Annotated in this window: 23 protein-coding genes and 1 riboswitch; of the genes, 12 read left to right on the forward strand and 11 right to left on the reverse strand. The window is 45.3% G+C overall.

Features of this window, described 5'->3' with window-relative positions; all coding sequences use genetic code 11:
• Nucleotides 1-22 precede the first annotated feature (22 nt).
• Both IQQ51_RS25310 and cysC read left to right on the forward strand, forming a co-directional pair.
• Nucleotides 23-1,747, forward strand: coding sequence for an SLC13 family permease (locus IQQ51_RS25310; protein WP_017067554.1), 1,725 nt, complete (start codon nt 23-25; stop codon nt 1,745-1,747).
• Between the two features lie 24 nt (nt 1,748-1,771).
• A complete protein-coding gene (gene cysC / locus IQQ51_RS25315; RefSeq protein ID WP_193842474.1) occupies nt 1,772-2,392 on the forward strand; it encodes an adenylyl-sulfate kinase in 621 nt (206 codons plus the stop codon).
• Between the two features lie 165 nt (nt 2,393-2,557).
• Here the strand turns inward: cysC and IQQ51_RS25320 are convergent, their stop codons facing one another.
• From IQQ51_RS25320 to IQQ51_RS25350, 7 genes are all read right to left on the reverse strand, one after another.
• Nucleotides 2,558-3,466 carry a TIGR03899 family protein gene (locus IQQ51_RS25320; protein ID WP_193842475.1) on the reverse strand — a complete coding sequence of 303 codons (909 nt, stop codon included), beginning with the start codon at nt 3,464-3,466 and terminating at the stop codon, nt 2,558-2,560.
• Nucleotides 3,467-3,980: 514 nt separating this feature from the next.
• Nucleotides 3,981-4,496 carry a DUF3299 domain-containing protein gene (locus tag IQQ51_RS25325; protein ID WP_017058892.1) on the reverse strand — a complete coding sequence of 172 codons (516 nt, stop codon included), beginning with the start codon at nt 4,494-4,496 and terminating at the stop codon, nt 3,981-3,983.
• 14 nt (nt 4,497-4,510) lie between these two features.
• Nucleotides 4,511-5,770 (reverse strand): ABC transporter permease, encoded by a 1,260-nt coding sequence (locus IQQ51_RS25330; RefSeq protein ID WP_193842476.1) that lies wholly within the window; start codon nt 5,768-5,770, stop codon nt 4,511-4,513.
• Nucleotides 5,767-6,483 carry an ABC transporter ATP-binding protein gene (locus tag IQQ51_RS25335; protein WP_017058894.1) on the reverse strand — a complete coding sequence of 239 codons (717 nt, stop codon included), beginning with the start codon at nt 6,481-6,483 and terminating at the stop codon, nt 5,767-5,769. Before IQQ51_RS25335 ends, IQQ51_RS25330 begins: the two co-directional genes overlap by 4 nt.
• A gap of 140 nt (nt 6,484-6,623) precedes the next feature.
• Nucleotides 6,624-7,400 (reverse strand): zinc uptake protein ZrgA, encoded by a 777-nt coding sequence (gene zrgA / locus IQQ51_RS25340; protein WP_193842477.1) that lies wholly within the window; start codon nt 7,398-7,400, stop codon nt 6,624-6,626.
• A gap of 41 nt (nt 7,401-7,441) precedes the next feature.
• Nucleotides 7,442-7,732 carry a DUF2607 family protein gene (locus IQQ51_RS25345; RefSeq protein ID WP_017063722.1) on the reverse strand — a complete coding sequence of 97 codons (291 nt, stop codon included), beginning with the start codon at nt 7,730-7,732 and terminating at the stop codon, nt 7,442-7,444.
• Nucleotides 7,733-7,823: 91 nt separating this feature from the next.
• A complete protein-coding gene (locus IQQ51_RS25350) occupies nt 7,824-8,375 on the reverse strand; it encodes a YtfJ family protein (protein WP_048605931.1) in 552 nt (183 codons plus the stop codon).
• A 253-nt stretch (nt 8,376-8,628) separates the two neighbouring features.
• Between IQQ51_RS25350 and IQQ51_RS25355 the strand changes: the two genes are divergently transcribed.
• Nucleotides 8,629-8,829: a DUF1107 family protein gene (locus IQQ51_RS25355; RefSeq protein ID WP_048612597.1), complete on the forward strand. Its 201-nt coding sequence runs from the start codon at nt 8,629-8,631 to the stop codon at nt 8,827-8,829.
• Nucleotides 8,830-8,939: 110 nt separating this feature from the next.
• Here the strand turns inward: IQQ51_RS25355 and msrA are convergent, their stop codons facing one another.
• Nucleotides 8,940-9,569: a peptide-methionine (S)-S-oxide reductase MsrA gene (msrA, locus tag IQQ51_RS25360; protein ID WP_193842478.1), complete on the reverse strand. Its 630-nt coding sequence runs from the start codon at nt 9,567-9,569 to the stop codon at nt 8,940-8,942.
• Between the two features lie 195 nt (nt 9,570-9,764).
• Here msrA and IQQ51_RS25365 point away from each other — a divergent pair, with 195 nt between their 5' ends.
• Genes IQQ51_RS25365 through IQQ51_RS25375 form a run of 3 tightly spaced genes read left to right on the forward strand, consistent with a single transcriptional unit; the run spans nt 9,765 to nt 15,603 of the window.
• Nucleotides 9,765-11,477, forward strand: coding sequence for an autotransporter assembly complex protein TamA (locus IQQ51_RS25365; RefSeq protein WP_193842479.1), 1,713 nt, complete (start codon nt 9,765-9,767; stop codon nt 11,475-11,477).
• Nucleotides 11,474-15,232, forward strand: coding sequence for a translocation/assembly module TamB domain-containing protein (locus IQQ51_RS25370; protein WP_193842480.1), 3,759 nt, complete (start codon nt 11,474-11,476; stop codon nt 15,230-15,232). The genes IQQ51_RS25365 and IQQ51_RS25370 overlap by 4 nt, the downstream gene beginning before the upstream one ends.
• A gap of 17 nt (nt 15,233-15,249) precedes the next feature.
• A complete protein-coding gene (locus tag IQQ51_RS25375; RefSeq protein WP_017058902.1) occupies nt 15,250-15,603 on the forward strand; it encodes a gamma-glutamylcyclotransferase family protein in 354 nt (117 codons plus the stop codon).
• Nucleotides 15,604-15,692: 89 nt separating this feature from the next.
• Here the strand turns inward: IQQ51_RS25375 and fbp are convergent, their stop codons facing one another.
• Nucleotides 15,693-16,703 (reverse strand): class 1 fructose-bisphosphatase, encoded by a 1,011-nt coding sequence (gene fbp / locus IQQ51_RS25380; protein ID WP_017097551.1) that lies wholly within the window; start codon nt 16,701-16,703, stop codon nt 15,693-15,695.
• Between the two features lie 271 nt (nt 16,704-16,974).
• Between fbp and mpl the strand changes: the two genes are divergently transcribed.
• The 5 genes from mpl to thiQ all read left to right on the forward strand — a co-directional run bounded on the left by mpl (nt 16,975) and on the right by thiQ (nt 22,605).
• Nucleotides 16,975-18,333 (forward strand): UDP-N-acetylmuramate:L-alanyl-gamma-D-glutamyl-meso-diaminopimelate ligase, encoded by a 1,359-nt coding sequence (gene mpl / locus IQQ51_RS25385; protein WP_193842481.1) that lies wholly within the window; start codon nt 16,975-16,977, stop codon nt 18,331-18,333.
• A 38-nt stretch (nt 18,334-18,371) separates the two neighbouring features.
• Nucleotides 18,372-18,995, forward strand: coding sequence for a flavin prenyltransferase UbiX (locus IQQ51_RS25390; protein ID WP_016787846.1), 624 nt, complete (start codon nt 18,372-18,374; stop codon nt 18,993-18,995).
• A gap of 43 nt (nt 18,996-19,038) precedes the next feature.
• A riboswitch (TPP riboswitch) is annotated at nt 19,039-19,158 on the forward strand.
• 53 nt (nt 19,159-19,211) lie between these two features.
• The gene (gene thiB / locus IQQ51_RS25395) at nt 19,212-20,204 is read left to right on the forward strand and encodes a thiamine ABC transporter substrate binding subunit (protein WP_048618648.1); all 993 of its coding nucleotides are present in this window, start codon (nt 19,212-19,214) and stop codon (nt 20,202-20,204) included.
• Nucleotides 20,205-20,287: 83 nt separating this feature from the next.
• On the forward strand, nt 20,288-21,901 hold the full coding sequence (gene thiP / locus IQQ51_RS25400; protein ID WP_193842482.1) for a thiamine/thiamine pyrophosphate ABC transporter permease ThiP: 1,614 nt from the start codon (nt 20,288-20,290) through the stop codon (nt 21,899-21,901).
• Complete coding sequence (gene thiQ, locus IQQ51_RS25405; protein WP_193842483.1) at nt 21,901-22,605, forward strand: thiamine ABC transporter ATP-binding protein; 705 nt, start codon at nt 21,901-21,903, stop codon at nt 22,603-22,605. Before thiP ends, thiQ begins: the two co-directional genes overlap by 1 nt.
• Nucleotides 22,606-22,730: 125 nt before the next feature.
• Here the strand turns inward: thiQ and yjgA are convergent, their stop codons facing one another.
• Nucleotides 22,731-23,255, reverse strand: coding sequence for a ribosome biogenesis factor YjgA (yjgA, locus tag IQQ51_RS25410; RefSeq protein ID WP_017058909.1), 525 nt, complete (start codon nt 23,253-23,255; stop codon nt 22,731-22,733).
• Nucleotides 23,256-23,373: 118 nt separating this feature from the next.
• Between yjgA and pmbA the strand changes: the two genes are divergently transcribed.
• On the forward strand, nt 23,374-24,717 hold the full coding sequence (pmbA, locus tag IQQ51_RS25415) for a metalloprotease PmbA (RefSeq protein ID WP_017058910.1): 1,344 nt from the start codon (nt 23,374-23,376) through the stop codon (nt 24,715-24,717).
• Between the two features lie 128 nt (nt 24,718-24,845).
• Here the strand turns inward: pmbA and IQQ51_RS27665 are convergent.
• On the reverse strand, nt 24,846-25,472 hold a 627-nt coding region (locus tag IQQ51_RS27665), incomplete at its 5' end, for a magnesium transporter (protein ID WP_228013249.1).

Raw genomic sequence — 25,472 nt, forward strand, 5'->3', positions numbered from 1 at the left:
TTCCGCCATAAAGGACGGGTATATGTGGCAACAAGGATTTGTATTAGCGATTTTGCTCGGCATCATTACTTGCCTGCTCGTTACCCGTATTAAGCCAAGCTTTATCTTTGCTGGCGCGGCGTTTATTGCTTTTATGGCTGGCATGATCGACTTGTCGAGCTTAGCTAATAACTTCACTAACTCCTCGTTACTGACTTTAATTCTTCTGATCCTCGCATCAAGTGCGTTGGAGAAAACTCGCTTAATCAGCTGGGTTAGCCGCAATATCTCTGAAGGTAGGCTAGGAACCGTGGTTGCGAAGTTGGGTATTTCCACAGCGTTACTTTCTTCTTTTACCAATAACACGGCAGTAGTTGTCTCTTTGATCGGGGCGATCAAACGTAATCAACAGCATGCGCCATCTAAGTTACTTATTCCTTTGTCATACGCTGCCATTTTAGGTGGCACCCTGACATTGATCGGCACCTCTACCAACTTGATCATCAATAGCTTTGTTGAAGATGCAGGACTACCGAGCTTAAACTTTTTCACACCTACCTTGATCGGTTTAGCCGTTTTGGTCGGCGGTGTGTTGATCCTGATTCCTCTAAGCTACTTTCTACCTAGTTACGATGATGGATCGCAGGACGATCTGCCTTACTTTTTAGAAGCAAGAGTGGAGCCGGGTTCACCTTTAGTTGGCCGCAGTGTTAGTGAGAATAACCTCAGAGCATTGAGAAAACTGTTCTTAGCGGAAGTGATTCGTGACGGTAAAACCACGGCTTCGATTGACCCTGATTTTATTCTTCAAGCTCGTGACCGATTGCTGTTTTGTGGTGATGTCGAGAGCGTGGCGACACTGCAAGAAATCCAAGGACTGACTCTATTTGGTCAGCACCATTTGAACGGTCAGAGCTTCGTTGAAGTTGTGGTGAGTTCATCGGCAAGCTTCTGTAACAAAACTCTGAAAACCAGCCAATTTAGAGACCGTTTCGATGCGGTTGTGGTTGCTATTCGTCGTGGCCATGAACGCCTTGAAGGTGGCCTTGGAAACATCACATTAACCGCTGGTGATACCCTAATTTTGGTTCCCGGCAAACGCTTTGAAGAACAGCGCCAACAACACAACAAAGAGTTTGTGTTGATGAATGACTTAGATTCGAGTGCCAAGCTTGATGCCGATAAATCGACATTTGTGTTGCTTGGTTTTGCCAGTGTGATTGGCCTCGCTCTTATCGATGCAGTACCAATTATCAAAGGCTTAGCAGGTTTTCTACTGTTGCTGGTGGCATTTGGCGTGGTGCAGCTGGGTGAGCTCCGTCGCCGTTTTCCGGTTGATATTGTGGTGATCGTGGGCTCTGCACTTTCTATTGCTCAACTGATGATTTCATCGGGTTTGTCTGAGCGCATGGGGCTGATGTTCATGGAGGCGTTTAATGGTTGGGGCGTATTCGGTGCGTTAGTTGCTACCTACTTTATGACTTTGGTTTTGACAGAGCTGGTGACCAATAATGCGGCCGCAGCACTCTCATTTCCGATTGGCTACAGTATGGCAGTAGGTTATGGCGTTGACCCTATGCCGTTCATCATGGCGGTACTGTTTGGTGCCAGTGCCAGTTTTATCTCTCCATACGGCTACCAAACCAACTTACTTGTTTATAGCGTAGGTAATTACCATTTAACGGATTATCTGCGTATCGGCATTCCAATCTCGATTGTTTATTCGGGTTTGGTATTGACCCTAATTCCTTATTTTTTCCCATTTTAATGCTGTTTATTTAAAGGACTAATTATGACCGCAGTACTCAAACCCAAAGATGAGAATGTTGTGTGGCATCAACACTCGATTGATAAAACATTTCGCGCGGATCTGAAATCACAAAAGCCAGCAGTGCTCTGGTTCACGGGGCTGTCTGGTTCTGGTAAATCAACAGTCGCTGGCGCATTAGAACATCGCTTGGCACAGCTTGGTTACCATACTTATTTACTGGATGGCGACAATGTGCGTCATGGATTATGTAGTGACCTTGGCTTCTCTGAGCAAGATCGTCGAGAGAACATCCGTCGTATTGGTGAGCTTGCTAAATTGATGGCAGATGCAGGCTTGATCGTGTTGTCTGCTTTTATCTCCCCTCATCAAGCGGAGAGACAGTTGGTGCGAGACTTATTGCCGGAAGGTGAGTTTCTTGAGGTGTTCGTCAATACACCGTTAGAGGTTTGCGAACAGCGTGATCCCAAAGGTCTGTATAAGAAAGCACGTGCCGGAGAGATCCCGAACTTCACAGGTATTAGTTCAGTGTACGAAGCGCCTCAGAACCCTGAGATTGATCTACCTGCAGGTGAGAAGACACTCGATGAATTGGTCGAACTGTGTATTGATGCGTTGGAGAAGCGAAATATTTTAGCCAATTGAGATCGTTGGTATGACTAAGGCTGTTCACTTACTTATCGACTTATTCATGACTGATAAGTAGTACAGCCTTGGTTTACCGAGACAAGAAACCTATCCTCTAGATTCTCTTTATTCCTCTCAATACTCTTCACTTTTTACACCGTCTATTTTAGCTCCGTAGAGTGTCTAGACGGTGTAATTTACGCTGCTTTTCACTTCGGTCTGTACCGTAAATTTCTGGCTCAATAGTGCAATCAGTTGGTCGTAATACTGCGTGTTTGGCTTGTTGCCAAGCAAGGTACAAAGCTCATTGCCTGTAGGGCTGAATCGATAGTAAACCAGCTTCACGCCTTTTGATAACGGTGCCAGCGACATGCTCTTACCTTGATAGGTTAGGTGCAGGGCTGGATCGAAATCAATCTCTCCGGATTCTAATTCTGTACCCAGAATAATCCCGAGCTCTATCAAGTGGAGCAGGCTAGAGTAGGGCAGGTTGTGCCCACCAAGGTTGATGGTGTTGGTGGTGTCCCTTTTGCCAAAGCTGAATAGCCCAGTATGAGATTTAAAACCGAGTAAGAGCTTTCTGCTGCTATCGCTACCAAAGCTACAACCCAGTGATGCCGCTCTTTGTAGGGTTAACGCTTCTTTTGGTGTCATGTCTTTTAAGATTTGCAGTGCCTTCATCGACGTCGAGCCTGGGTTGGTGACTTCTCGTTTCAGTACTTGAGCCCATAGCCTCTGCATGGATGTATTGTGGATCTCTTGTGCCATATCGAAGAAACGGTATAGCCAGTCCTGATCTGGGTCTCCAGCCGCTTCATCCTTACACGAAGAGTGTGCCAACTTCAGAATCTGTTCTAGATTCTTTTGGCGAAGCTCTCTACGTTTCTTCTCTCGCAATAGTGCCCGTTCGATAAGCGTACTCCCAGCTTTATCGTTTGGCTTTGCACTATGACTAATTAAGGCATCGAGGCCGAAGCTTTGTGCGATGTGCAGCATTCTGCTGGCACTGTCGGCAATATGAGGCTTTTTCTCATGCTTTTGCTGTGTATCGCTAGCATGCTCAATGATCACTGGCTGTTTAGTTTCTGACATAAGAGTACCGTTAGGAGACGACTCAATACCAATCGTAGTAAATAATTGCTCGCTCTAGCTTGTTAAAACGCTCGATAACGGCGTTAGAATTTTTGATTGTAGAATAACTACTTATCAAAAAGCTCCGCCTTGTTCTCAAGCCTTTTTCCTACGCTATTTCTGAACACTTACTTATTGTGATTGGTATAACTGTCTAAAATGTAACTCTTTATTTTATTGGTGGCTAGATTTTGCGTGCAGAGTTGAAGGTTTCAACAAAATTTTACTTTTGCTAATGATAATAAAATGTTAAATTTGTTGTAATTCTCAAGGAGGAGTTATGAATCAAGTCAATGATAACAAGCTGAAGAAACAGCTTAGTATAGGGTTATTACTCGCGACTTATGTCGCTGTTCTAGCTTACTTATCTAATTACATCGCGTAATTCAGAAGAAAATTATCGTTATTAAACTGTTATTGAATGATCACACTCGTTCAGTGACGGCAGCTCATCCTTGAGCCACCCTTCTAATGACTACATGTCGTCATATTCTTCAATCGCAGTACCTTCAATAAGATAACCGGTTTGGGCTAAGTCATGGCTGATTGACTCAGTTTTCAGCGTTCCGACCAAATAGATCACATCCCATAACTGCTGTATTGGTGCACCTTTCGGGAACTTCACGTAGATGATTTGGTTCGGTGGCGGCGGTGGCACGTGGATACATGCGCCAAAGTACGGTACCAGCAGAAACTCAGTGATCATATTCTCATCACCTTCCAATGGAATCACAAAGCCAGGAATCTTTACTGTGCTGCCATTCAGCTCTGGGCGAACAGCACCAAGTGTCGATTGTTGAGGTTTGTCCATACTATTGTGGTCAACCATCGGCATACCAAATGAGTCTAGCTGAGCGCGCTCTGATTCTGGAATCAAATCAATCCATTCAAGTGTTAATACCGATTCGTCATTCTGAGTGGTTTCAGCGTGAGCTGTACTGATAAATGGGAACAGAAGTAGCCCAAGTATCAGTAGGAATTTGCGTTGCATCGTAGGTTCCTATTTTAGATTCGAATCGTCATGCCATCAGACAATGACTGGCGGTAAGCCCTGAAAGCGGGAATAAAGCCGATAATGATTCCGGCAACTTGTACCAGCATAAGCAGTTTCCACTCATGCGGTGTGATTGCGGATATCGATATGTTGATACCATAACTTTGTTGCACAATAGGAGCAACCACTGCGATCAGCGCAAACAACACTGCAACACCTAATGTAATGCCAAGGAAGGTTAGCGCACTGGCTTCACTGATCAGTAAACCAAACACATGACGAGGTCTTGCGCCCATCGCACGTAGGATAGCCATCTCTCGACGCCTTTCTTGCAAACTAGTGAGTAGGCTACTGAGCATGCCCAATAAACCGGCGACAACAACAAACCCTGAAACAATCAGTAGTGCTTGTTCTGCTACAGCCATCATTCCCCACAATTCGTGAAGCGCAATGCCCGGCATAATGGCGCTCAAAGGTTCTTGGCGGTAGTTATTGATTTCTCGTTGCAGTGCGAAGGTTTGAATCTTCGAATTCAGCCCGAGCATCATCGCGGTAATCTGCTTCGGTTGGAAATCAAAAGTCTTTAAGGTTTCGGCATCCGGCGTATGTCCTAGGTTAGCACCTGATTCCCAGCCAACATGAATCGCTTCAATAGCCTCTAACGAAACATGCACGGTTTTGTCTACGGGTGTCCCGGTTGGTGCCAGTATTCCGACAATTTTGAAGGGCAGATTATCGTGACGGCTAAACGCAACATCACTGATACCGTGCGCAAGAATGATTTGATCACCGATTTTGTAATCTAGCTTCTTCGCGACATCAGCACCAATCACTACATCAAATAGCTGTTCAAACTCTTTACCTTGCTGAAAAGTAAGTGGTTGCTTACTTCCATAGCGATAGTTTTCAAAGTAACTATGATTTGTACCCATCACACGGAAGCCTTTATGTGAATCGCCCAATGAGATTGGTATCGCCCACTTTACTGCGTTGTGCTGACTAAATTCTTCATAGCTTTTCCAGTCGATGTTGTTAGTCGCATTACCTATTCTGAATACTGAGTAAAGCAGCAGGTTTACCTGACCAGAACGGCCACCAACGATAAGGTCAGTACCTGAAATCGTATTGGCGAAGCTGCTTTTTGCTTCGGTTCTAACGCGTTCTACGCCGAGCAAGAGAATGACAGATACCGCCACCGTGAGAATGGTGAGAATAGCCGTGGCTTTACGGTTGAGTACGCTTTTTAAGGCTAAGTGAGTAATTACTTTCATACGACAACCTTAGCTTGGTTAACGGTTTTTAAATCTATGGTTCGAGTGAATAATTTTTCTAGTGTTGGATCATGGCTAACAAAGATAAGAGTAGAACCTGCCTGGTTGGCTTGTTCTAACAACAGTTCGATAAAAGCTTCTCGGTTGTCATGATCCAAAGCCGAGGTTGGCTCGTCGGCAATAATGATTTTGGGTTGGCCGATCAAAGCACGAGCGGCAGCAACACGTTGTTGTTGACCGATGCTCAACTCGGTAACGGGCTTGTCCATTAAAGCTTGAGGTAGTTTTAATCGGAGTAACAACTCTCGAGCCGTCTCTTGTAAGCTTTTCTGGCTTTCAGCGACTTGCTGTTTACGTATCTGTGAAAACTGGCAAGGAAGCGTCACGTTATCGATAACTGATAGATAAGGAAGCAGGTTAAATTGTTGGAAAATATAACCAATATGATCGGCTCTGAATTTATCTCTTTGACGAGGTGTAAGCTGAGTGAGGTCTTGATCAAGGATAGAGACTTCTCCTTGCTCAGCTTGGTTGATTCCGGTCAGTAGCCCTAACAAAGTTGATTTTCCACAACCACTTGGCCCTTTAATAAAAAGGTGCTCTTGGGCTTGGATGTGAAGAGAGGGGATCTCTAGCGTTGGTGGTAATTCAGGCTTCCAACGAAAGCTGATATTTTCGAGTTTGACCACAAGTGATGAACTGTCAGAAGACATGCTAGCTCCAATAATTAAAGCGGTGTATCTACTGGACAGTAATTTGAAGCATAAATTCCCCAGACACACCGATTTGAACAGCCAAGTAAGCGATGACTTACCTGACTGTTTATTTTACGTTTAATCCGATCTAGGAGTGATTAGAATCGGAAACTAATACGCTCTGCGTTAAGCACTTCTTGTACTTGAGCTGTGTCTGTTAGTAGGTTCACCGTCATTTTTTCAGTGTTGCTGAACTTAGAGAACCATTGAGTGCTAACTGTGTCTAGCTTAGCAACGTCTGAACATTGGTAATGGTACTCAACGGTGAATTCGCCGTGGCCACCTTCAGAGTGGTCATGACCTTCGTGGTCATCATGATCGTGTTCAGCGTGGTCATGGTCTTTGTGGTCGTCATGATCGTGCTCAGCGTGGTCATGGCCTTCGTGGTCGTCATGACCGTGTTCCGCATGGTCATGGCCTTTGTGGTCGTCATGACCGTGTTCCGCATGGTCATGGCCTTTGTGGTCGTCATGATCGTGCTCAGCATGGTCATGGCCTTCGTGGTCGTCATGACCGTGTTCTGCATGGTCATGGCCTTCATGGTCGTCATGATCGCCTTCTAAGGTGTTTGCCACTGACTTGAACTTCAGAGTACAACTCGCATTGTTAAAACTAAACAGCTCTTCTGGCTTGTTTAATTGTGCGATAGCCTGCTCAAACACTTTCTTCTGTTCTGCAGTTTCTGGAGCATGTTCAAACCCAACCACATCCGCGCCTGGAGCTGTTACTTCAACAAGCAGTTCTTGCCCATCTTGCGCGATGTTTACTTCAACTTGACCATGTACGTGTGCATCATGAGAGCGGAACTCTTCGTTAGCTAGAACATTTGTAGAGACAGTCATGCCGATAACAACGGCTAAAATAGTAGGTTTCATGTTTTTTTCCTGAATAAAGGTTAATTAAAAAGTAGTGGTAATTAAGCGATATTTACAGGAGGTGAGCGTGCCAAATAAGCGAAATATAGCCGCTGTAGTGAAGTTACTGACTCTGTGATAGCGACAGTAAATTCCGAATGGAACTCTGGAATCTGTGGTAGTGAGTGCGCTGTGATGAACTGATTAAGCGAAAACAGCTCACAATGGTGTGAGGTGTGGTGCTCTGGTGCGATATCCACGATGTGTGTTGCGGCTAACACGCTTAACATGAGCATAAGCCCAAGCAAGAAGCCTGTTTTGCGTTTCACATTGTTGGGTGTGTTTTGCCACATCAGGATTATTAACCACAGAATTAAAAAAAGGATACTGTTATAATATAACAATATCCTTTGGTTAGGTCTCGAAAAAGACGCGAATATCTTATTAAAGACTCGCTTTAATCAACTCAATGACTTGAGTGACTTCTGATTCGTTTAATGCACCTTCTTTTACAAACAAGATTTTACCTTGCTTGTCTTGAACGATAATCGCTGAGCTTTCTTCTTTTAGAGCCCATGATGACGCAACGGCGCCGTCTTCATCTAGGACCATAGAAGACCATGGGAATTCTTCTTTGCTGCTTTCGGCAGACGACTTAACAAAAGACCCAGTCCCCCAAATCGCATCATCTTGGTTGATGATGGTGGTGGTTTGGTAGCTGTCTTCTGAGAACTTCGATGCGGTAATGGCTGCCATCAGTGGTGCGTTGAGCTCTTTAGAGCTGCTGCGGCCAGCGATAGCTTGAACGACGCGAACTTTACCTAGAAGATCATTGGTTGCCCAAGCTTGATATCCAGTATTTCCGTCGTTTAGAACAATCTCACCATAGTTACTCACATCGACGGCAGGCAGGGTAGCGCCTACTGATAGGTTGTGAGCATTGGCGAAGAGTGGAGAGGCTGCGGCTAAAAAAGCCAGTAGAGTTTTGTTTTTCATTATATTTTTGTTCCGCTTATTGGTTTGCACAGGAAGTATAATATGAAATTTGAAAAATGCCTCTTTAACTTTTTTATCGTACGACGTAGAAAGAAGTTGCAGGCTTGTTACCAAAAGGTATAATGCATCAATATCAAGATGAACAATAGATTATCTTGCTGTTTGCTAAAGGAATTAGCGATTAAATGTGCTTTGAACAGCGATGCTGTTCAGGTATGTGACTGTAGTACTCAAATGGAATTGAGGTTGTATTATGTTAAGAAAATTTTCTACTTACCGTCCACATCAGGTGGCGCGTTTCGTTAAAGTCCTGTTCAAAGGCCAATTTGCTATTGAAGGTGTTGGAGAGTTTCGCTTCGACCAAGGCAAGGTGCTTCTTCCTGAAGTTTCAGACAAACAAAAGCTCATTATTTTTAAAGAAGTTAACGGTACGATTGCTGCGTTGCCGGTGTAACTGCGCTTTATCGATTTGTTTGCACCGAATAGATTAACAATGAAAAGGGCTTCCTAATGGAAGCCCTTTTTTAATGCGTGTACGTTCTCGCTGGTATGTCGAACGGCACTTTATTGTGGAGGGAAGCAGACACCTGTTCCACCCAACCCGCAATACCCATTCGGATTTTTAGCCAGGTATTGCTGGTGGTAGGTTTCAGCGAAAAAATATTTTCCAGCAGGCAGAACTTCCGTCGTGATCTCGTTGCCTAAAGATTCAGTCATTGCTCGTTGATATTCACGTTTAGAGTGCTCAGCGATAGATTGTTGTTCTTCACTGAAGGTGTAAATCGCAGAACGGTACTGAGTCCCTAAATCGTTACCTTGGCGCATTCCTTGAGTTGGGTCATGACGCTCCCAAAAGGTCTCAAGTATTCGAGCTAGAGAGGTTTGTTCACTATCAAATATGACACGAACGACCTCGGTATGGCCGGTTTGCCCAGTACATACTTGTTCATAAGTGGGATTAACCGTGTATCCGCCAGCGTAACCAACGGATGTTGAAATAACGCCATCCAATTGCCAAAACAAACGCTCAGCTCCCCAGAAGCATCCCATACCAAACAGGACTTCTTGTTGAGAGCCCGTAGGCGCATCGAGCAGGTCGGTTTGGTTGACGAAATGACGCTCAGTGATTCGAATTGGGTCAGCATTTCCCTGTAGTGCGGTTGCTGCAGAAACCAGTTGTTGTTTGTTTAGCATGTTATATTCCTTTTCGCATACGTTTACCGCGCTGGCTTTTATTTAACGTGGGTTCATATTAACTGTTGGTCAATATTGAATAAGTCTTTAAATTAGACCGTGTTATTCCAGGATTTATTACAGACTCAATGCCTATTTAGCGGTATTATTTCTTTTCACTTATTAACGTATTGATAACTTCTTCACCAATTAAACATGATAAGAAAAACTTTACCAGTTCTGATTGGCACTCTATTGTCATCGACGCTCGCTTTCGCTGACGTTTCCCTTGAAATCAAAGGGCTAGATGGAGCGCTTGAGGATAATGTTGATGCTTATCTGAGTGCGATCCCTGAAGAAGAGTATTCGGTTTCACTAAGATTCCAATCCCGCTTGGAATCTATGATTAAAGAAGCTATGAATGCGTTAGGCTACTACCACCCTAAAATCACATTTACTCACTCCGAAGATGATACCGAAATGACCGTTACGGTTGAGCCGGGAGAGCCTGTTGTTATTTATACTTCAGATATCGTCCTGACGGGTGAAGCCAAAGATGACCCAGACTTTTTAGCCTTGATAGCGAAGAGTAGCTTGTCTAAAGGTTCGACTCTGAATCATGGTAATTATGACTCTTTGAAATCGTCGATCCGCAACCTTGGCTTAGCGAAAGGCTACTTCGATGGTGCTTATGATCTTAGTAAGCTAGAAGTCGCTCCTGAATTGAATCGCGCTTATGTTCGTCTTCATTATAACAGTGGTATCCGCTATCACTTTGGTACTACTCAGGTTACTGGTAGCCAGATAGAAGAAGATAAGGTGCAGTCACTTAAACCATTTGAGGATGGCGAACCTTACTCAATCACCAAAGTCGGTGAGTACAACCAAAACCTGTCTAATACGGATTGGTTCTCCTCGGTATTTGTTGAACCAAATTTAAGCCAGTTAGGCGAAGGCCGAGAAATCCCGATGAAGGTTAGCCTTGCTCCGCAAGCTCGTAACCAAATCGAAACGGGTATCGGTGTCTCAACCGACCTTGGTGTGAAAGGCACTCTCAAATGGAAAAAACCTTGGGTTAATGATCGAGGCCATAGCTTTAATAGTAGCTTGTCGATCTCAAAGCCTGAGCAGACGATCACGGCGGCTTATAAAATCCCATTGGATGACGTACTGAATGACTACTACCAAGTTAAGTATGGTATGAAGAATTTGGATAATCGTGATACCAAGAGTTTGGAATCAAACCTTGCCTTAGAAAGATATTGGCGTCTGGATAATGGCTGGCAACGCACGGTGTTCATTCGATACTTGGTCGAAAACTATGAGCAAGGTTTGCAGGATGACTTGGCGCAATTTGTGCTGCCGGGTATTGCTTTCTCACGCACTCGAACACGAGGTGGTTCGATGCCGATGTGGGGCGACAAACAAACCATTATGTTTGAAGCTGCTGATGATACCTTGTTATCTGCAACTAAGGTTGTCCGTTTTCAAGGTCAAACCGCTTGGATTCGAAGCATTGGCGACAATCACCGAGGCTTAACTCGACTTCAATTTGGCGGCAACTTTGCTGACGAGTTTGATAAGCTATCTCCCTCCCTAAGATTCTTTGCTGGTGGTGACAATAGCATTCGTGGTTATGGTTATGAGTCGATCTCTCCTCGAGATGAAAGTGGTGCACTAACGGGTGCAAAATTCATGGCAACCAGTTCGTTTGAATACCAATACCGCTTGGTTGGAAACTGGTGGGGAGCGGCATTCTACGACATTGGTGATGCATTTAATGATAAACCTGAATGGAAACACGGCACTGGTGTCGGTGTTCGTTGGGCGTCACCTGTTGGTCCAGTGAGTTTAGATTTTGCTTGGGGTCTAGATGCAGCAAAAGGTGATGAGTTCCAGTTACACTTTAGTTTAGGGCCAGAATTATGATCAAAGTGATGGGCAAATTCATTAAGTGGACGTCGATCTCATTGACGTCTATTTTGCTGTTGTTGGTAGCCCTGCTAGGTTTTGTTTTGTTCACCAACCCAGGGTTGAACACTGTGCTGTGGGGTGCTGAAAAAGCATTGCCACAACTTAAAGTGGAAAGCACCAAAGGGGCACTTTTTCCAAGTTTTACGCTTAATAATGTCCAGTTCAAAGATGATAGCCTTCATATCGACACCAAGGTTAAAAAGCTGAACTTGGCTATTAATCCTCGCTGTCTGCTCGACCCTAAGCTGTGTGTCGATCGTTTAGCGATTCAAGGGTTGGACTTCGCATTTACTGAACTGCCTCCTGCCTCTACGGAAGAAACAGAACCGACTCCGCCCGTAACATCGGTAAAAACACCGCTGCCAATCGTAATCAACCGTATCGCTTTATCTGATATCAAGTTGAATATCTTAGGGCATGAAATTGAATGGAGCCTGTTCTCGACGGCTTTGAGCATGCAGGGCGAGAAGCTAACGGTATCGCCAACCTTATTCAATGATCTTAAGGTTAAACTCGCGGAGTCGACAGAAGAACCGCAAGCAGAAAAGGTTGAGCCAGAAGCTACCGAGAAAACGGCTATTGAATTGCCGGAAGTCTGGATTCCTTTACAGGTTGTGTTGGAGCGTTTTGATCTTAACCGTTTCACCTTAGAACAAGAAACACCAATCGTTGTGAACCACCTTGGGCTAGAAGCTCGCGCGGGCAAACACACGGTTGATGTTTCAACTCTCGAACTCGATATGCCACAAGCCAGTGCAAACCTAACGACTAAGGTTGAGCTCAAGAGCGGTTATCCGTTAGAGCTTTCTTTGGATGCGTTAGTGAAAGAAACCGACCTTGCTGGTCAGAAGTTGTCTCTGAAAGCACAAGGCAGCGTGGCTAAGCTAAACCTAGATTCCCAATTTTCTGAGCTGATTGAGGCAAAGTTGTCTGGGGATATCGAACCCTTAGAGCCGACTTTACCATTTGACCTTCTTTTAGAGGGCGGGCAAGCGCAATGGCCCCTTACAGGAAAAAGCGATTACCAAGCGACAATTGAGCAATTCGAAGCTGATGGCTCACTAGATGGTTTCAATGTTCTTCTTAAAGGTGAAGCCGATGGTAAGGAAATCCCTGAATTAGCCATCGATCTACAGGGTAAAGGCACGACGGAACAAATTGAGCTCGAGCGTCTAAATCTCAACACGCTAGGCGGTGAGCTTAACGGCGTCGTTAAAGCGAATTGGAAGAGTCTCGTTAACTGGCAAGCTGACGTGACACTCAAAGACATTCAGCCGGGCCTGCAATGGCCAGAAGCCGAGGGTAACATTAGTGGAAGCATCGTCACCTCTGGTGAGTTGACGGAAGCGGGCGGCTGGGCGATTGAACTGCCTAAATTGGATATTGAAGGGATCTTGCGAGAATACCCTCTGGATATCGAAGGTCAGTTGTCAGCGTCGGATCGCAGCGCGAGCGGTGAACCAAAACTGAAAACCAGTGGTTTGAGCTTAGCTCACGGTGTTAACTCGATTAAGGCTCAGGGTGAGCTTGATAAGAAATGGGATATGGGCGTTGAGATTAATTTCCCTGAGCTTGTAAAAAGCGTCCCTGATTTGAAAGGTAAAGTGATTGGTAACATCCAGCTCAGTGGTCCAACGAAAGAGCCTGAAGTCGATCTCGCTCTAAATGTGGATAAGGTAGATTGGAATAACGAAGCAACACTAGAATCCTTGTCGCTTAATGGTTCTGTGGTTCCTCTGCCATTGCCTGAAGCTCAAGCTGATCTTGAATTAAAAGCTAACAACCTAACCTATCAAGATCAGAGCGTAGAAAGCATTGATCTCACGGTGAGTGGTGGTGAGAAGAAACACACAGTGACACTTGATGTGATATCCGACATCGTGTCTACAAGCTTAGCTATTTCCGGAGAGTTGATTCAAAAGCCTTCTCTTATTTGGGATGGGTCGTTAGATAGAGTCAAAATCACCACTCAGCAAGGCCCTTGGGTATTAGACCAACCTGTCGCGATAAAGGCGGATGTTGATAAACAGTTTGCCGATGTTCAAGCGCACTGTTGGAAACAATCGGGTTCGAGCGTGTGTTTGGATGAAGACGTTCGTGTCGGAAAATCGGGTGAGGCCAAGGTAGCCATCAATCAATTCGATTTCGATCAGATTAAAGCCTTTGTGCCTAAAGAGACGCAATTACAGGGCTTAGTCAATGCGACCGCTCATGCTAAGTGGTCTGAACAAGGTGAGCCTGAGGTTACGGTAAGCGTTGATATGCCGAAAGGTCAGGTTGTTCAACAAGTGGGTGAGCCAATTACACTGGGTTGGGAAAGCGTTGCATTGAATGCCCAACTGAAAGACAACAAACTGGATGCCGACTTTAAGTTGGATGTTTCCGACAATGGTGACCTGTCTGGCACGGTGTCGTTACCGAATATTCTTGCCGAAGACAAAATGGTCGATGCAGCAATTAAGTTGACCACGTTCCATCTTGATTTCTTACAACCCATTCTAGGTGAATACAGCCTATTGAAAGCCGACCTGGAGAGTGATCTTCAAGTTAAAGGCTCTTTGATGCACCCTCAAGTCTTTGGTCAGTTCTCGGTTGATGGAATTCAAGTGAAAGGCGATGTTACGCCTGTTGATGTGAAAGATGGCCGCATTGACCTCGACTTTGATGGTTATAGTGCAAAACTGGATGCGAATGTCGAAACGCCTGATGGTCACCTTGATATTGAGGGAACCGGAGATTGGCAAGATCTTACAGCATGGCACTCTAACGTTAGAGTTTTCGCTGATGAGTTGATGGTTGATATCCCACCTATGGTTAAGGTGAAAGTCGTGCCTGATATGACTATTGATGTCACACCAGAACTGGCGAAAATTACCGGTGATATTGCCTTACCATGGGGACGCATTGTTGTTGAAGACTTACCACCGTCAGCGGTTGGCGTCTCTTCTGATCAGGTTATTTTGAATAAAGATCTAGAGCCAGAAAACGAAGATACGATCCCATTCAATGTGATGACCAACATTAATATCTCCATTGGTGATGATTTTAAATTGTCTGCCTTCGGTCTTGAAGGTGATTTGGTCGGTAAGCTCAACGTAGCTCAAAAAGACCAAGGTCCATTTATTACAGGTGAAGTGAACATCGTCGATGGTACTTACCAATCATTCGGCCAAGACCTCTTGATAGAAGAGGGTAAGATTCTAATGAATGGTCCACCGGATCAGCCATATGTAGCCATCAATGCGATTCGTAATCCTGATAATACTCAGGATGATGTGACCGCAGGTATTCGAGTGACAGGCCCGGCGACAGAGCCGACCATCGAGATTTATTCTGACCCTGCGATGCCACAAGCGAACGCGCTGTCTTATATTTTGCGTGGCCAAGATATCGACGGTGAGTCGAGCGGTTCGATGACAACGACCTTAATCGGTTTGAGTTTGGCGAAGAGTGGTAAGGTTGTTGGTGAAATCGGTGAAGCCTTTGGTGTACAGGATTTGCAACTGGATACCGCAGGCTCTGGCGATGACTCTCAGGTGACGGTAAGTGGCTACATCCTGCCAGGCTTACAGGTTAAGTATGGTGTGGGTATCTTCAACTCGCTCGGTGAATTTACTGTTCGTTATCGATTGATGCAGGATCTCTATGTTGAAGCTGTTTCTGGCCTAGATAGTGCCGTAGACCTTCTGTATCAATTTGAGTTCGAGTAAAGCCGCATGGAGGGCGTATGCAGCATCTTGTTTTTGTCTATGGAACCTTGAGGCAAGGTCAGTCAAATCACCATTATTTGCAGGGCTGCGATTTATTAGGGCAGTTTGATACACCTAAGGAATACGCACTTTTTGATTTAGGTGCCTATCCGGCGATGATTTTGGGAAAGAAAAGTGTCGCTGGTGAGGTCTATATCATTAACGACGAAATTTTAGAGTCGCTCGATCGGCTAGAAGATGTTCCTGTTGAGTATCGTCGCGAGCAAATAGAGACTATATTTGGATTAGCATGGGTATATTTGTATCAGCTTGATCTAACAGCTAATAAAGAAATACTTTCGGGTAACTGGTGTAAGCGGAACAACGCTTAGTCGTTATATATTCTGAGTTATCAAACAAAAAGCCAGCATGTGAATGCTGGCTTTTTTAATGACGCTATTTTGAGAAATGAACGAGAGGTTTAGTCTCGGTTCAACTCAAGAAACTCTTCTACTTTGCGAACCATGTCTGTTGAGCCAACAAAGAAAGGTACACGTTGGTGTAGCTCAGTTGGTTTGATATCCATGATACGTTGAGCACCGTCTGAAGCGATGCCACCCGCTTGTTCCATAAGGAAAGCGATTGGGTTGCACTCGTAAAGCAGGCGCAGTTTACCTTGAGGGTGACTTTGCGTGCTTGGGTACAAGTAGATGCCGCCTTTCAGCAGGTTACGGTGGAAATCTGAAACTAGAGAACCGATGTAACGTGATGTGTAAGGGCGGTTGTCGCTTGGCTCATTCTCTTGGCAGTACTTGATGTACTTCTTAACACCCGTAGGGAAGCGGATGTAGTTACCTTCGTTGATTGAGTAAATCTTACCTTCGTCTGGAATCATCATGTTTTCATGAGATAGGCAGAAGGTACCCAGTGATGGGTCGTAGGTGAAGCCATTTACGCCAGCACCTGTTGTGTATACAAGCATGGTTGAAGAACCGTAAATCACGTAACCCGCGGCTACTTGCTTGTGTCCTGGCTGTAGGAAATCTTCTTGTGTTGGTGGAGTACCGATCGGTGATACTCGACGGTAGATAGAGAAAATTGTACCAACCGATACATTCACATCGATGTTTGAAGAGCCATCAAGTGGATCCATCAGTACAACGTATTTTGCGTTTTTGTTGAGCTCTTTATTGAAGGCGACAGCTTCGTCTTCTTCTTCACTTGCAACACCACAAACTTGGTCACGAGCTTCTAGAGCCGCTTTAAATTTGTCGTTCGCGTAAAGGTCTAGCTTTTGCTGCTCTTCACCTTGCACGTTGTCTGTACCAACAGCGCCAGTGATGTCGACTAGGCCAGCCTTGTTGATCTCACGGTTAACAATTTTTGCAGCAAGTCGAATAGACGACAAAAGGGATGATAGATCACCGCTTGCATGGGGGAAGTCACTCTGTTTCTCAACAATGAACTCACCAAGGGTGCGCATCTCAGACATGTTATTTCCTTAAACTTCTCTCAATATTAGGGGGGATTTGAGCACTGTAGATTCGGCCTCTTGAGTGGGCTTTATTCATCTAGACGCTTACCTAAATTCTAAAGGTTAGATCTTTTTAATGGTAATGAACTAAGCGACACAGATCTCACTTACTATGTCGACTCAATTTGTTTTGCATTGCCGCTCGCTTTTAATCGCCATTTAATGATAATGAGTGCAAGCCGTTTTTAATTAGGCATCGTTTATTTAGCCAAGCGTTTGGAAGCAATTTATGCATATTCATATCTTAGGAATTTGTGGCACCTTCATGGGTGGTGCTGCGGTATTGGCTCGTCAATTAGGTCACAAGGTTACGGGTAGTGACGCGAATGTTTACCCACCAATGAGCACCTTGTTGGAATCTCAAGGGATTGAAATTATTGAAGGGTTCGACCCTAGCCAATTAGAGCCAAGGCCGGATCTCGTGGTTATCGGTAACGCAATGAGCCGCGGTAATCCGTGTGTTGAGTATGTGTTGGATAACAACCTTAGATACACCTCTGGTCCTCAGTGGTTGCAAGAGTTCCTGCTGCATGACCGTTGGGTGTTAGCGGTATCGGGAACGCACGGTAAGACCACGACATCAAGCATGTTGGCTTGGATCTTGGAAGACTGTGGCTATGCACCGGGTTTCTTAGTTGGTGGTGTGTTGGGTAACTTTGGTATATCTGCTCGCCTTGGTGAAAGCATGTTCTTCGTGGTAGAAGCCGACGAATACGACAGTGCTTTTTTCGATAAACGATCTAAGTTCGTTCATTACCACCCAAGAACCTTGGTGATGAATAACCTAGAGTTCGATCATGCGGACATCTTTGACGATCTTGAAGCAATTAAGCGTCAATTCCATCATTTGGTGCGTACTGTGCCGAGCAATGGCCGTATATTCTCACCTAAGCAAGACACCGCTATTCAAGATGTTCTAGCTCGCGGTTGCTGGAGTGAAACTGAATCGAGTGGCGAGCAAGGCGACTGGGATGCCAAGAAACTGGTCAAAGATGGCTCTCAATTTGAGGTTTACTTCCAAAATGAATGTGTTGGAACCGTAAATTGGGATTTAGTGGGCGACCACAACGTAAATAATGCTTTGATGGCGATAGCAGCTGCACGACACGTGGGCGTAACACCAGACCTCTCTTGTGAATCGCTAGCTACCTTTATTAATACTAAGCGCCGTTTGGAGTTTAAAGGCGAGGTGGCAGGTGTTTCTGTTTATGACGATTTTGCTCATCATCCAACGGCGATTGAACTTACTCTGGGCGGATTACGTAATAAGGTCGACACTAAGAAAATCATTGCCGTTTTAGAGCCTCGCTCTGCCACCATGAAACGTGGTGTGCACAAAGAAATTCTGGCTGATTCGTTGAAGCTGGCGGATTCTACCTACTTATTCCAACCGGATAACATTGATTGGTCAGTTCAAAATGTTGCAGATGCTTGCCACCAACCTGCACACGTGAGTGATGACATGGATGCATTCGTTGCTAAAATTGTCTCAGAGGCACAAGCGGGCGACCAAATCTTGGTAATGAGTAATGGTGGCTTTGGTGGCATTCACCAAAAACTGTTGGATGGATTGGCACTCAAAGGCTAACGGCATCCAAGACCTTATAATTTGAAGTAATTGAGAACATGACAAAACACGATAAAGCGATAACTCTTGCTTTCACTGGTGCATCCGGTGCGCCTTATGGCCTGCGTTTACTTGAATGCCTTTTGGCAGCCGATTATCAGGTCTACTTGCTGATTTCATCGGCAGCGCGAGTGGTATTGGCGACCGAGCATGAACTTAAGTTACCAGCTGGGCCAGATGCGGCGAAACAAGCTTTGGTTAAACATCTTGGCTGCGACCCTGAAAAGCTGGTGGTGTGTGGCAAAGATGATTGGTTCTCACCGGTTGCCTCTGGTTCAGCAGCACCGAAGCAGATGGTCGTTTGTCCATGTTCAGCGGGAAGCTTGGCTTCGATTGCACATGGCTTGTCGGATAACCTGATTGAGCGAGCAGCAGATGTGGTCATGAAAGAGCGAGGCCAACTGTTGTTGGTGGTTCGTGAGACGCCATTTTCGACGCTTCATCTAGAGAACATGCACAAGCTTTCGACCATGGGCGTAACGATTATGCCAGCGGCTCCGGGTTTTTATCACCAACCTAAGTCGATCGAAGATCTGGTCGACTTTATGGTGGCGCGCATTCTGGATCATCTTGGTATCGAGCAAGGTTTAGTGCCACGTTGGGGTTACGATCAACGTAATTGATCCAAACTTGATAGCTTATTGTTAAAATTCGAATTACAATTCTGAACACTCATCGGGGAGCGAACCATTCAAACAATGAATGCCAGCTGAGATCAAGCACACGCTTGGGACCCGTAAACCTGAACCAGATAATGCTGGCGTAGGAATTGAGTTAGGAACAACCTCTACCGTTCTCCTCCCTCAAACCTGTGCCGCTCAGACCATGGAGAGCGTCCAGTGAAATTCACATTAACTACCCTTGCTGTTACTACAGCTATTTCTTTTTCTGCCTTTGCTGCAGACAACACTTTGACTGTATACACCTATGACTCTTTTGCTGCGGATTGGGGCCCTCGTCCTGCCGTTGAAAAAGCATTCGAAGAGAAGTGTGGTTGTGATGTGAATTTTGTCGCTCTAGAAGATGGCGTGTCTATTCTGAACCGTTTACGTCTTGAGGGCGGCAACAGCAAAGCCGATATCTTGCTAGGTCTCGACAACAACCTGATGGCTGAAGCGAAAGCGACGGGTTTATTGGCTGAGCATAATGTTGATACTTCATCAGTAACACTGCCTAATGGTTGGAACGACAGCACTTTTGTACCCTATGACTTTGGCTACTTTGCTTTTGTTTACAACAAAGAGAAGTTGGCAAACCCACCGAAGAGCCTTAAAGAGTTGGTTGAGCAGCGTGACGATCTCAAGGTTATCTACCAAGACCCACGTACATCAACACCAGGCCAAGGCATGATGCTTTGGATGAAATCAGTATACGGTGATGAAGCGACAGCAGCATGGAAGAAGCTTGCTCAGAAAACAGTGACTGTAACCAAAGGCTGGTCTGAAGCTTACTCAATGTTCCTAGAAGGCGAGTCGGATTTAGTCTTGTCTTACACAACGTCGCCGGCTTACCACATTATTGCTGAGAGCGATTCTAAGTACGCAGCAGCAAGCTTTGAAGAAGGGCATTACACTCAAGTGGAAGTGGCCGCTAAGGTTAAAGGCAGCAAGAACGAAAAGCTTGCTGATGAGTTTATGGCGTTTATCCTAAGTGATGAATTCCAATCGGCGATGCCAACAGGTAACTGGATGTACCCAGTGACGGATGTTGAGTTACCAAAAGGGTTTGAGCAACTTACGGTTCCTCAGAAAGCGCTGAGCTTTAGCTCAGAAGAGATCGCCGAGAAGCGTAAGCCTTGGATTCGTGAATGGCAGAGTGCACTTACTTTCTAACTTACTTTAAAAAATAGGCTTTCTGTATTTAAAAGTTCGTTCGATATACTTTGAGTGAACTGTTTACGGTAAAAAATCAATTTATGATAAAGAAAACACCTAAGGTAGGTATCTGGGTTGCGATACTCATTACCGCCTTCGTGGTTTCAGCAGTTGGGGCATTGCTTAGCAATGCCCCTTCTCTTGATATCAGCCAAGTATGGTCAGATCCCTACTATTGGCATGTAACGAAATTCAGTTTTTATCAGGCGACACTCTCAACGGTGCTGAGTGTTGGCTTTGCTATACCTATTGCTCATGCGCTGTGTCGTAGACAATTTTTTGGACGCGCTTTGTTGTTAAGGCTGTTCGCGTCGACCTTAGTCCTGCCAGTGTTAGTGGGTGTATTTGGCTTACTTGCGATCTATGGCAATAGTGGTTGGTTAGCTAAGTTTTTGGCGAACTTCGATATTGAATTGCCATTTTCCATATACGGATTGAATGGTATTTTGCTGGCGCACGTTTTCTTCAACTTGCCTTATGCCAGTCGCTTACTTCTGCAAGCGTTAGATACCGTGCCTGCCGAGCAACACAAGCTTTGTGCTCACTTGGGTATGAGTCATTGGAACAAATTCAGATGGGTTGAATGGCCACGTTTAAGACAGCAATTGCCTCATGTGTGTGGCTTAGTCTTCATGCTGTGTTTTACCAGCTTTGCTACCGTGATGGCACTAGGCGGTGGACCTAAATCAACCACTATCGAACTCGCCATTTATCAGGCGATTAAATTCGACTTTGACCTTCAAGCTGGTGCCTTGCTCGCGATATGGCAAATGCTGTTGTGTGGTGTGCTAGCGGTGAGCATTCAACGGCTATCGAAACCTATTTCAGTGACAGCCAGTCAATTGTCGGAAGAAAAATATTTGGTTAAGGACAGCTGGTGGTCAAAAGCTTGGGATAGCTTTTGGATCATCATAGTCTCAATGCTGGTATTGCCGCCATTAGCTATGGTTATCGTCAGTGGAATTAACTCGCAGGCATTAACCGTACTCAGCAGCGAGCCGTTTTGGGCGGCGTTAATGACCTCGGTTAAAGTCGCGTCATTAGCAAGTGTTATCGCAGTTGGTATTGGTATCGCCATACTGCTGACTAGCCGAGCATGGCGTTTACAGAACAAGAATTTTCGAGCCGATAAAATCGAGCTGATTGGCACTATTATCTTGGTGACTCCGGGGCTTGTGATCAGTACGGGGATCTTCTTATTACTGCGTTCATTCACCGATGTCTTTAGTTTAGCTTTCTTTATCGTGATTGCCGTCAACAGCTTAATGGCGCTACCTTACGTAGTTAAAACCTTAGCTCAACCTATGCTGCATTTGTCTCAGCAGTACCAGTATGTGTGTGCAAGCTTGGGAATGACAGGTTTCACGCGTTTTAGGTTGGTGGAGTGGCGAGCACTGCGTAAGCCGATGGCGCAAGCCTTCTCGATTAGCTTTATGTTGGCGATGGGTGACTTAAGCGCGATTGCTTTGTTTGGTAGCCAAGATTTTAGAACGCTGCCTTTGTACCTATTCCAATTGTTAGGCAGTTATCAAATGGAAGCGGCGGCGGTAGTTTCTGTGAGCTTACTGTTATTGAGTGTCGGTAGCTTTAGCTTAATAGAATTCTTATTTACTCGAAGATCTAAGCTCGATGCTAAAGAATTAAGGAACCGATGATGTTAGTGATGAAAGATGTGGATTACCACTATCACAGAGAGTTGTTTAGCTTTGATTTTCAAGCTGAGCAGGGCGATATTGTTGCGCTTATGGGGCCGAGTGGTGCGGGTAAGTCTACACTGTTGGCGCTAGTTGCTGGTTTCATCGAGCCTACATCGGGTGAGATCTCAGTGGCTGGGCAATCGCTTATTGGTAAAGAGGCACACCAACGTCCGTTGGCGATGTTGTTTCAAGAGCATAACCTGTTTGCTCACCTTACGGTGCGAGAAAATATTGGTTTAGGTCTGCACCCAGGTTTAAAGCTTACCGCAACCCAAAAGCAAGCTGTGGAGCAAGCCGCAGCACAAGTTGGCGTCTCTGAGTATTTGGATAGATTGCCTGAGCACTTATCCGGCGGTCAACGCCAGCGTGTCGCACTAGCGCGTTGTTTTGTTCAGCCACATGACATTTGGCTGCTTGATGAACCTTTCTCTGCGCTTGACCCTTTGCTTCGCGAAGAGATGCTTAGCTTAGTGAAGCGATTAGCGACAGAGCGAAATATTACGGTTTTGATGGTGACTCACCATTTAGGTGACGCACGCAGTATCGCGAATAAGTTTGTGTTTGTGGCGCTAGGTAAGGTGTTGGTTGAAGACTCGATAGAGGCACTGACGGCGGATCATCCGCAGACAGAATTAAGCTCATTTGTTAAAGCGGGTGAGTGACGACTCATCACTCCTGTGAGTACTTATTGATATTGAGTGTTTCTTGATATCGAGTGCGTCAAAAACAAAAAGACCTAGCATGTGCTAGGTCTTTTATTCACTCTATGAGTAAAGCGAGATAACGATTAGTCTTCTAGCTTTAGCTCTTTTAAGATTTGGAAGATCTCACGAGAAGACTTTGCAGGCTTGTTCGCTGATTTCTCTTTGTTAGCTTGGCGAGCTAGCTGACGAAGACGCTGACGGTCTGCTTCAGGGTACATTTCCATTACTTCTGAAATAGCCGCATCACCTTCAGCAACAACACGATCACGCAGTTGCTCAAGCTTATGTAGCTCAGCTGTTGCTTGTGAGTGTTTGTTACGTACTTTATCCAAAGCCGCTTGAATTGGCTCAGGATCGACATTGCGCATTACTTTACCAATGTATTGAAGTTGACGACGCTTCGCTTCATTTTTAAAGCGTTGTGCATCTTTAATCGCTTGTGCCAAATCTTCAGACAGCGGAAATTTGTCTAATACAGAAGGCTTTAGACCAACAAGCTCTTCTCCCAGCTTTTGCAGGGCATCCATGTCCGTTTTCATTTCTGTCTTACTTACCCAGATGATTTCTTCTTCTGGTTCCCATGGGGCTTTTTGGTTTTTGCGAGCCATCTTTTCTGCCTATGTCACTATCTCAAACGAATATATTGCCTATTTTAGCAAGAATCTTGGGGAGAAAGCGAAATTCTTGTTATCCTACGTAATATTGACCTAAAAAATTAGAATAGATATGGATGTAAAACAGCAAGTCGCCCAGCAAAGAGTTGAGCTAGAAGCCGCAGTAGCTAAAGCGTTGGATATGGCATCAGTGAGTGCAGACGCAGCTGAGGTCGCTATTACTAAGTCAACGGGTTTAAGTGTTTCAACACGTATGTGTGAAGTGGAAAACGTTGAATTTAATAGTGATGGTGCGCTAGGTATTACTGTTTATCGCGGCCAGAAAAAAGGCAGCGCATCTACATCTGATCTGAGTGAAAAGGCGATTGCTCAAACAGTCGCGGCTGCGCTTGATATCGCTCAGTACACGTCTGAAGACCCATTTGCAGGTCCTGCAGCAAAAGAATACATGGTAAAAGAAATTCCAGACTTGGATCTTTTCCACCCTGATGAGCCAAACCCTGATTATGCTGCTGAGATTGCGATTGCTGCTGAGAAGCAAGCGTTAGCTTATAGCGATAAGATCAAACAGAGTGATGGCGCAAGCTACGACAGCCACTATGGCGTTAAGGTTTATGGTAACAGCCATGGCTTGCTAGCAAGCTACGCTTCAAGCCGTCATAGCACGAGCTGCTGTGTAATTGGACAAGGCGCTAACGGTGAGATGGAACGAGACTACAGCTACACCGTTGCACGTCACCGTGATGAGCTATGGACGCCTGAGCGTGTAGGTCAAGAAGCAGCAGAAAAGACCATTAGCCGCTTGGATGCGAAAAAGCTACCAACAGGCCAATACCCAATTATGTTCGCTAACGATGTTGCTACTGGCTTGATTGGTCACCTTGTGATGGCAATCAGTGGCGGTAATCTTTACCGTAAATCATCGTTCCTATTGGATCATTTAGGTCAGAAAATCCTACCTGACTGGTTTAATATTTCTGAGCGACCACATATCTTGCGTGGTTTGGCTTCAAGCCCATTTGATAGCGAAGGTGTGTTCACTCAAGATCGTGAAATCATCACTGATGGTGTTCTGGCGACTTATCTACTGACGAGTTACGCAGCACGTAAAATGGACATGACACCAACAGGCCATGCGGGTGGTATTCATAACTGGTTCGTTAAATCGACTGGCCAAAACTTTGAGCAGATGCTAAAAGAGTTGGGTACGGGTTTCCTAGTGACTGAAGTGATGGGCCAAGGCGTTAATACCGTAACGGGTGATTACTCTCGTGGCGCTGCGGGCTTCTGGGTTGAGAACGGAGAGATCCAATACCCAGTATCAGAAGTCACAATCGCCGGTAACCTAAAAGACATGTTTACTCAGATTGTTGCTGTCGGTAACGACGTAGAAACACGTTCGCAAATTCAAACGGGTTCTATCTTACTTGAGTCGATGAAAGTCGCGGGTGAGTAATTTTGCCTAATTTGCTTCAGTTTAAACATGAGGTTTAAATATGAGGTTTAGACCTGAAGCTAAAATCTGATGCACTAAAAAAGGGAGCCAATGGCTCCCTTTTTATATTTACCGAGTCGGTAATCAAGCTAGATAAGTATGGTTGCTAAGCCTAAGAACACCGATAGGCCAATAACATCGGTTACTGTGGTCAGTGCCATACCGCCAGCAAGGGCTGGATCGATATTCATCTTCTTCAACATCACTGGGATGGTTACACCAGCAATACCTGCGACAATCAAGTTGGTCATCATCGCCGCTGATATGATGCCTCCCAGTATCCAGTTACCTTTCCAAGCAACCACAATACCACCAATGATAACAGCCCATAACACGCCGTTTAGGAAGCCGATGGCCGCCTCTTTGAGTAGTAGTTCGCGTTTGTTACTGTCACCGATATGACCGAGTGCCAAACCACGAATCACAAGAGCAACGGTTTGGTTACCGGCAACACCACCCATCGAAGGTACAATGGTCATCAGTACTGCAATCGCTGCCATTTGGTCGAGCGTTGCTTCAAACATATTCGATACTGATGCGGCAGCCAGCGCAGCAAGAACATTAGCACCAAGCCACACACTACGACGACGAGCGGATTTTACGACTGGTGCGAAGGTATCTTCGTCATCGTCCATACCCGCCATACTCATCATTGAGTGCTCGGCATCTTCACGGATAACATCAACCACGTCATCGATGGTGATACGACCAACAAG

Origin of the sequence: Vibrio sp. OPT18 (genome assembly GCF_015163615.1) — a bacterium.
GTDB classification, from domain to species: Bacteria; Pseudomonadota; Gammaproteobacteria; order Enterobacterales; family Vibrionaceae; genus Vibrio; species Vibrio coralliirubri.

What these genes read in the sequence shown, in the direction of transcription:
- IQQ51_RS25310 (WP_017067554.1), top strand. Translation starts at nt 23, where the DNA reads ATGTGGCAACAAGGATTTGTATTAGCGATTTTGCTCGGCATCATTACT.
- cysC (WP_193842474.1), top strand. Translation starts at nt 1,772, where the DNA reads ATGACCGCAGTACTCAAACCCAAAGATGAGAATGTTGTGTGGCATCAA.
- IQQ51_RS25320 (WP_193842475.1), bottom strand. Translation starts at nt 3,466, where the DNA reads ATGTCAGAAACTAAACAGCCAGTGATCATTGAGCATGCTAGCGATACA.
- IQQ51_RS25325 (WP_017058892.1), bottom strand. Translation starts at nt 4,496, where the DNA reads ATGCAACGCAAATTCCTACTGATACTTGGGCTACTTCTGTTCCCATTT.
- IQQ51_RS25330 (WP_193842476.1), bottom strand. Translation starts at nt 5,770, where the DNA reads ATGAAAGTAATTACTCACTTAGCCTTAAAAAGCGTACTCAACCGTAAA.
- IQQ51_RS25335 (WP_017058894.1), bottom strand. Translation starts at nt 6,483, where the DNA reads ATGTCTTCTGACAGTTCATCACTTGTGGTCAAACTCGAAAATATCAGC.
- zrgA (WP_193842477.1), bottom strand. Translation starts at nt 7,400, where the DNA reads ATGAAACCTACTATTTTAGCCGTTGTTATCGGCATGACTGTCTCTACA.
- IQQ51_RS25345 (WP_017063722.1), bottom strand. Translation starts at nt 7,732, where the DNA reads ATGTGGCAAAACACACCCAACAATGTGAAACGCAAAACAGGCTTCTTG.
- IQQ51_RS25350 (WP_048605931.1), bottom strand. Translation starts at nt 8,375, where the DNA reads ATGAAAAACAAAACTCTACTGGCTTTTTTAGCCGCAGCCTCTCCACTC.
- IQQ51_RS25355 (WP_048612597.1), top strand. Translation starts at nt 8,629, where the DNA reads ATGTTAAGAAAATTTTCTACTTACCGTCCACATCAGGTGGCGCGTTTC.
- msrA (WP_193842478.1), bottom strand. Translation starts at nt 9,569, where the DNA reads ATGCTAAACAAACAACAACTGGTTTCTGCAGCAACCGCACTACAGGGA.
- IQQ51_RS25365 (WP_193842479.1), top strand. Translation starts at nt 9,765, where the DNA reads ATGATAAGAAAAACTTTACCAGTTCTGATTGGCACTCTATTGTCATCG.
- IQQ51_RS25370 (WP_193842480.1), top strand. Translation starts at nt 11,474, where the DNA reads ATGATCAAAGTGATGGGCAAATTCATTAAGTGGACGTCGATCTCATTG.
- IQQ51_RS25375 (WP_017058902.1), top strand. Translation starts at nt 15,250, where the DNA reads ATGCAGCATCTTGTTTTTGTCTATGGAACCTTGAGGCAAGGTCAGTCA.
- fbp (WP_017097551.1), bottom strand. Translation starts at nt 16,703, where the DNA reads ATGTCTGAGATGCGCACCCTTGGTGAGTTCATTGTTGAGAAACAGAGT.
- mpl (WP_193842481.1), top strand. Translation starts at nt 16,975, where the DNA reads ATGCATATTCATATCTTAGGAATTTGTGGCACCTTCATGGGTGGTGCT.
- IQQ51_RS25390 (WP_016787846.1), top strand. Translation starts at nt 18,372, where the DNA reads ATGACAAAACACGATAAAGCGATAACTCTTGCTTTCACTGGTGCATCC.
- thiP (WP_193842482.1), top strand. Translation starts at nt 20,288, where the DNA reads ATGATAAAGAAAACACCTAAGGTAGGTATCTGGGTTGCGATACTCATT.
- thiQ (WP_193842483.1), top strand. Translation starts at nt 21,901, where the DNA reads ATGTTAGTGATGAAAGATGTGGATTACCACTATCACAGAGAGTTGTTT.
- yjgA (WP_017058909.1), bottom strand. Translation starts at nt 23,255, where the DNA reads ATGGCTCGCAAAAACCAAAAAGCCCCATGGGAACCAGAAGAAGAAATC.
- pmbA (WP_017058910.1), top strand. Translation starts at nt 23,374, where the DNA reads ATGGATGTAAAACAGCAAGTCGCCCAGCAAAGAGTTGAGCTAGAAGCC.